The 4440-nt window shown below is 70.4% G+C and carries 5 protein-coding genes; 3 read left to right on the forward strand and 2 right to left on the reverse strand.

The window, feature by feature from the left end; genetic code table 11:
- A partial coding sequence (locus tag J0670_RS39635) for a WYL domain-containing protein (protein ID WP_243437788.1) occupies positions 1–170 on the forward strand: 170 nt, incomplete at its 5' end.
- Positions 171–206: 36 nt separating this feature from the next.
- On the opposite strand, the gene J0670_RS31155 is transcribed toward J0670_RS39635, so the two are convergent.
- Complete coding sequence (locus tag J0670_RS31155) at positions 207–458, reverse strand: hypothetical protein (protein ID WP_207815204.1); 252 nt, start codon at positions 456–458, stop codon at positions 207–209.
- 138 nt (positions 459–596) lie between these two features.
- On the opposite strand from J0670_RS31155, the gene J0670_RS31160 reads away from it, so the two are divergent.
- A complete protein-coding gene (locus J0670_RS31160; protein ID WP_207815206.1) occupies positions 597–2234 on the forward strand; it encodes a DNA repair helicase XPB in 1638 nt (545 codons plus the stop codon).
- A 71-nt stretch (positions 2235–2305) separates the two neighbouring features.
- On the opposite strand, the gene J0670_RS31165 is transcribed toward J0670_RS31160, so the two are convergent.
- Positions 2306–2503, reverse strand: coding sequence for a hypothetical protein (locus J0670_RS31165; RefSeq protein ID WP_207815208.1), 198 nt, complete (start codon positions 2501–2503; stop codon positions 2306–2308).
- 154 nt (positions 2504–2657) lie between these two features.
- On the opposite strand from J0670_RS31165, the gene J0670_RS31170 reads away from it, so the two are divergent.
- Positions 2658–4133 (forward strand): hypothetical protein, encoded by a 1476-nt coding sequence (locus J0670_RS31170; protein ID WP_243437787.1) that lies wholly within the window; start codon positions 2658–2660, stop codon positions 4131–4133.
- The last annotated feature ends 307 nt before the right edge of the window (positions 4134–4440 follow it).

Consider the following 4440-nt stretch of genomic DNA (forward strand, 5'->3'; position numbering starts at 1 on the left):
GCGAGCGCATGTGGATCGGCTACCTCAACGCCGAGGGCATCGCCAGCCAGCGCATCATCGACCCGGTCAAGGTCGAAGGCGGCTTCGTCACCGCCTTCGACCACCACGCCGACGAACTCCGCACCTTCGCCCTCCACCGCATCACCGGCGTCGCGGAACTGGACGAATAGCCCCTGGGCGGAGAGCCGCGGACCGCTGACCCCGCGTCAGTGACCCTGTCCCTCCTTCATCTTCTCCTGGACCACCTTGTCCGCCAGGCTGCCGATCTGCGACTGCCCGATCGGCATCGACCCCCCGGTGGCGGTCTCCGCGATCAGGAATCCGGGAGCCGCCAACAACCCGCCGGGCCCCTCCCCGATCCCCGCGAGCGCATGCGCGGAACCGGCCGAGGAGGCGGTGGCGGCGAGGGCCGAGCCCATCAGGGCGAGAGCGGTGAGAACACGCTTCGAGTTCTTCATGCCCCCCTCAACGACCGAGCCCGCCCCCTGGTCACTCGAAGCAGCCTCCCGCGCGACACCCGCGATGAGCGACACTGGAGGGTCTGCGTCAATCCAGCCGGTCAATCCAGCCGGTCAGCCAGTGGAGGGCTCCCCCGCGTGAACGACGGACCACTCATCGTCCAGAGCGACAAAACTCTCCTCCTGGAGATCGACCACCCCAAGGCCGCCGACTGCCGTCGGGCCATCGCGCCGTTCGCCGAGTTGGAGCGGGCGCCCGAGCACGTGCACACGTACCGGGTGACGCCGCTCGGGCTGTGGAACGCGCGGGCGGCCGGGCACGACGCCGAGCAGGTGGTGGACGCCCTGGTGACGTACTCGCGCTACCCGGTGCCGCACGCGCTGCTGGTGGACGTGGCGGACACCATGGGCCGGTACGGGCGGCTCCAGCTGGTCAAGCACCCCACGCACGGCCTGGTGCTCACCACCACCGACCGGCCGGTGCTGGAGGAGGTGCTGCGCTCCAAGAAGATCGCCCCGCTGGTCGGCGCCCGGGTCGACCCGGACACCGTGGTGGTGCACCCCTCCGAGCGCGGGCAGATCAAGCAGGTGCTGCTCAAACTCGGCTGGCCCGCCGAGGACTTCGCCGGGTACGTGGACGGCGAGGCGCACCCGATCGACCTGGAGGAGAACGGCTGGCAGCTGCGCCCGTACCAGGCGCAGGCCGTCGAGGGCTTCTGGCACGGCGGCTCGGGCGTGGTCGTGCTGCCCTGCGGCGCCGGCAAGACGCTGGTCGGCGCGGCCGCGATGGCGCACGCCAAGTCGACCACGCTGATCCTGGTCACCAACACCGTCTCGGCCCGCCAGTGGAAGCACGAGCTGGTCAAGCGCACCTCGCTCACCGAGGACGAGATCGGCGAGTACAGCGGCACGAAGAAGGAGATCCGCCCGGTCACCATCGCCACCTACCAGGTGATGACCACCAAGCGGAAGGGCGTCTACGCCCACCTGGAGCTGTTCGACGCCCGCAACTGGGGCCTGGTGGTCTACGACGAGGTGCACCTGCTGCCCGCGCCGGTCTTCAAGTTCACCGCCGACCTCCAGGCCCGCCGCCGGCTCGGCCTGACCGCCACGCTGGTGCGCGAGGACGGCCGCGAGGGCGACGTGTTCAGCCTGATCGGCCCCAAGCGCTTCGACGCCCCGTGGAAGGAGATCGAGGCGCAGGGCTACATCGCGCCCGCCGACTGCTGCGAGGTGCGGGTCACCCTGACCGACTCCGAGCGGCTCGCGTACGCCACCGCCGAGCCGGAGGAGCGCTACCGCTTCTGCGCCACCACGGCGACCAAGCGGCGGGTGGTGGAGGCGCTGGTCAAGAAGCACGAGAACGACCAGACGCTGATCATCGGCCAGTACATCGACCAGCTGGACGAGCTCGGGGAGGCCCTGGACGCCCCCGTCATCAAGGGCGAGACCAGCAACGCCCAGCGCGAGAAGCTCTTCGACGCGTTCCGCAACAAGGAGATCAGCGTCCTGGTGGTCTCCAAGGTCGCGAACTTCTCGATCGACCTGCCCGAGGCCACCGTGGCCATCCAGGTCTCCGGCACCTTCGGCTCCCGCCAGGAGGAGGCCCAGCGCCTGGGCCGCGTCCTGCGCCCCAAGGCCGACGGGCACGCGGCCCACTTCTACTCGGTGGTCGCCCGGGACACCGTGGACCAGGACTTCGCCGCCCACCGGCAGCGCTTCCTCGCCGAACAGGGCTACGCGTACCGCATCATCGACGCCGACGACGTGCTCTGAGAGAACGCCCCGCGACCGGTCCCGGCCGGCGTCCCCCCGCACCCGCGGTCGGGACGCCGGCCGGACCCGCGTCAGCCCGCATGGCCCCCGTACACCTGGATGATCGTGTTGACCACGACCAGGATCTGGACGGCCAACCGCAGGACCAGGGCCGTACGGTCGGCGGCGGTCCGCGTCACCGCCCTCTCCTCGGCCCTCTCCTCCGCCCGCGGCTCCACCCGCTCGTTCCCCTCGCCGGTCGCCGGCGTGTGATCCGTGTGATCGGACATCCCGATCCCCTCCTGCTCACTGACCGCTGGGTGCTGCGCCGCCCTCGGTGAGCGGCCGGATCCACGATCTGCCGGTCGCGGGATGTTGCTCTACGGAAACATGGTGTTTCCGTGAACCGGGAACAGCGGGCGGCCCAGAGAGGTGTCAACAGCAGTGGATCTGGTACGGATGATCGAGGAACAGGTCAGACGGAACACCTCCCAACGGCCGAGGGCGAAGCCGCTCAACGCCGTCGGCGTCGAAGTCCCGCACGAAGTCCGGAACTTCGTCGAGCCGCTCCGGGCCCTCTTCGACGCGCTCCACCTGACGTACCGCGAGTTCAGCGCGAACCGCCCCTACTCGCCCGCCACCATCTCCCGCTACCTCAGCGGCGAACGCGTGCCCACCGAGCAGCACTTCCGCGAGGACCTGGTGGAGTTCTGGGCGCTCCAGAACGCGGTGGACGAGAGGCTCGAAATAGAGATCGCCGCCAGGCTCGCCGAACTCCACCGCAGCGCCCTGGAGGCGACCAACGCGAAGGGCTACGCCAAGCTGAAGGCCAGCGAGAACCTGGCGGCGGCGGTGCACGAACGGGAGATCACCCGTAGACAGGTGCTCAAGCTGGAACAGAAGCTCGCCACCCATAAGCAGCGGCTGGCGATCGCGCAGGAGGAGATGCGCGCCCTCGAATCCCGGGCCGGCGAGGCCGAGACGCACCGGAGCAGGGCACTGGCACTCACCGCGGAACGCGAGAACCTCCTCCGGGAGATCAACCGCCTCACCGAGGAACTGGAACAGGCCCGCCGGGCCCAGGCCGAGGCGGAGCAACGCTGCCACGAACTGGAGGTGGAGCTGGAACAGGCGGACACCGCGGTCGAACGCGAGCGGATCGCCCGGGAACAGGAGGAACAGCGCCGCGTCATGGCCGAGGCCATGCAGGTGTCCGAGGAACGACTCCGGCAGCTCGACGAGACGGAGGAGCAGGCGGAACAGCTCAGGGTCGCCGCCCGCGCCGAGGCCGCCCGACTCCGGGAACAGGCCGATGAGGAGGCCCGGCGGAAGATCACCGACGCGGAGACCGAAGCGGACCGGCTGCGCGCCGAAGCCGACAGGCACGCCCGGAACAAGCGTGAGGACGCGGACGCCCTCTTCGAGGAGACCCGCACCAAGGCCGCCCAGGCCGCGCTGGACTTCGAGACCAACCTCGCCAAGCGCCGCGAGCAGTCCGAACGGGACCTCAGCGCCCGTCAGGCCAAGGCCGAGAAGCGCCTCACCGAGATCGAGCACCGGGCCGAGACGCTGCGGAAGGAGGCCGAGGAGCTGCGCACCAGCGCCGAGCGCCGGGCCCGCCAGACCGTCGAGACGGCCCAGCGCCAGTCCGAGGACATCGTCGCCGAGGCCAATGTGAGGGCCACGAAGGTGCTCGGTGAGTCCCAGCGCGAGCTGGCCGAGATCACCAGCAAACGGGACAGCATCAACGCGCAGCTGCTCGGCGTGCGGGACTTCGTCACGGAGTACGCGGCCGACTCCCCCACCCCGAGCGAAGGGGCCGGATCCCGGCCGGTGGAGGCCGCCTCCCCGCCGATCCCGCAGCAGCAGGAGGGTACGGGAGTCGAACGGTCACGCTGGGGTTTCAGGAAGCGCCGGTAGCGGCAGGCCCGGGCTGTTCCCGCCGGAAACGGCGGGCGGCGTCAGCGATCAGTACCGGACACCGTCGCGCCCGAGGAAGATCACGCGCGCGGCGGTGTCCAGGGCGATGCCGACGTTGCGGACCTGTGACCTGCGCGGACGGGCCCCGGCGACCTGCGGGACTGGTCCCCCGGGGCGGACGGGTCTAAGATCGTCCGTCTGCCCCCTCCCGAACCGTGGTACCTGGCGGTGTCCCGCAGGCAGCCGGGGGAGGTGCCGACCGCACGGCAACCGGTCGGCTGTACTCACCGTGAGCTCCATCGATCCG

Origin of the sequence: Streptomyces sp. FH025 (assembly GCF_017427025.1) — a bacterium.
Classification (GTDB): Bacteria; Actinomycetota; Actinomycetes; order Streptomycetales; family Streptomycetaceae; genus Kitasatospora.

What these genes read in the sequence shown, in the direction of transcription:
- J0670_RS31155 (WP_207815204.1), bottom strand. Translation starts at nt 458, where the DNA reads ATGAAGAACTCGAAGCGTGTTCTCACCGCTCTCGCCCTGATGGGCTCG.
- J0670_RS31165 (WP_207815208.1), bottom strand. Translation starts at nt 2,503, where the DNA reads ATGTCCGATCACACGGATCACACGCCGGCGACCGGCGAGGGGAACGAG.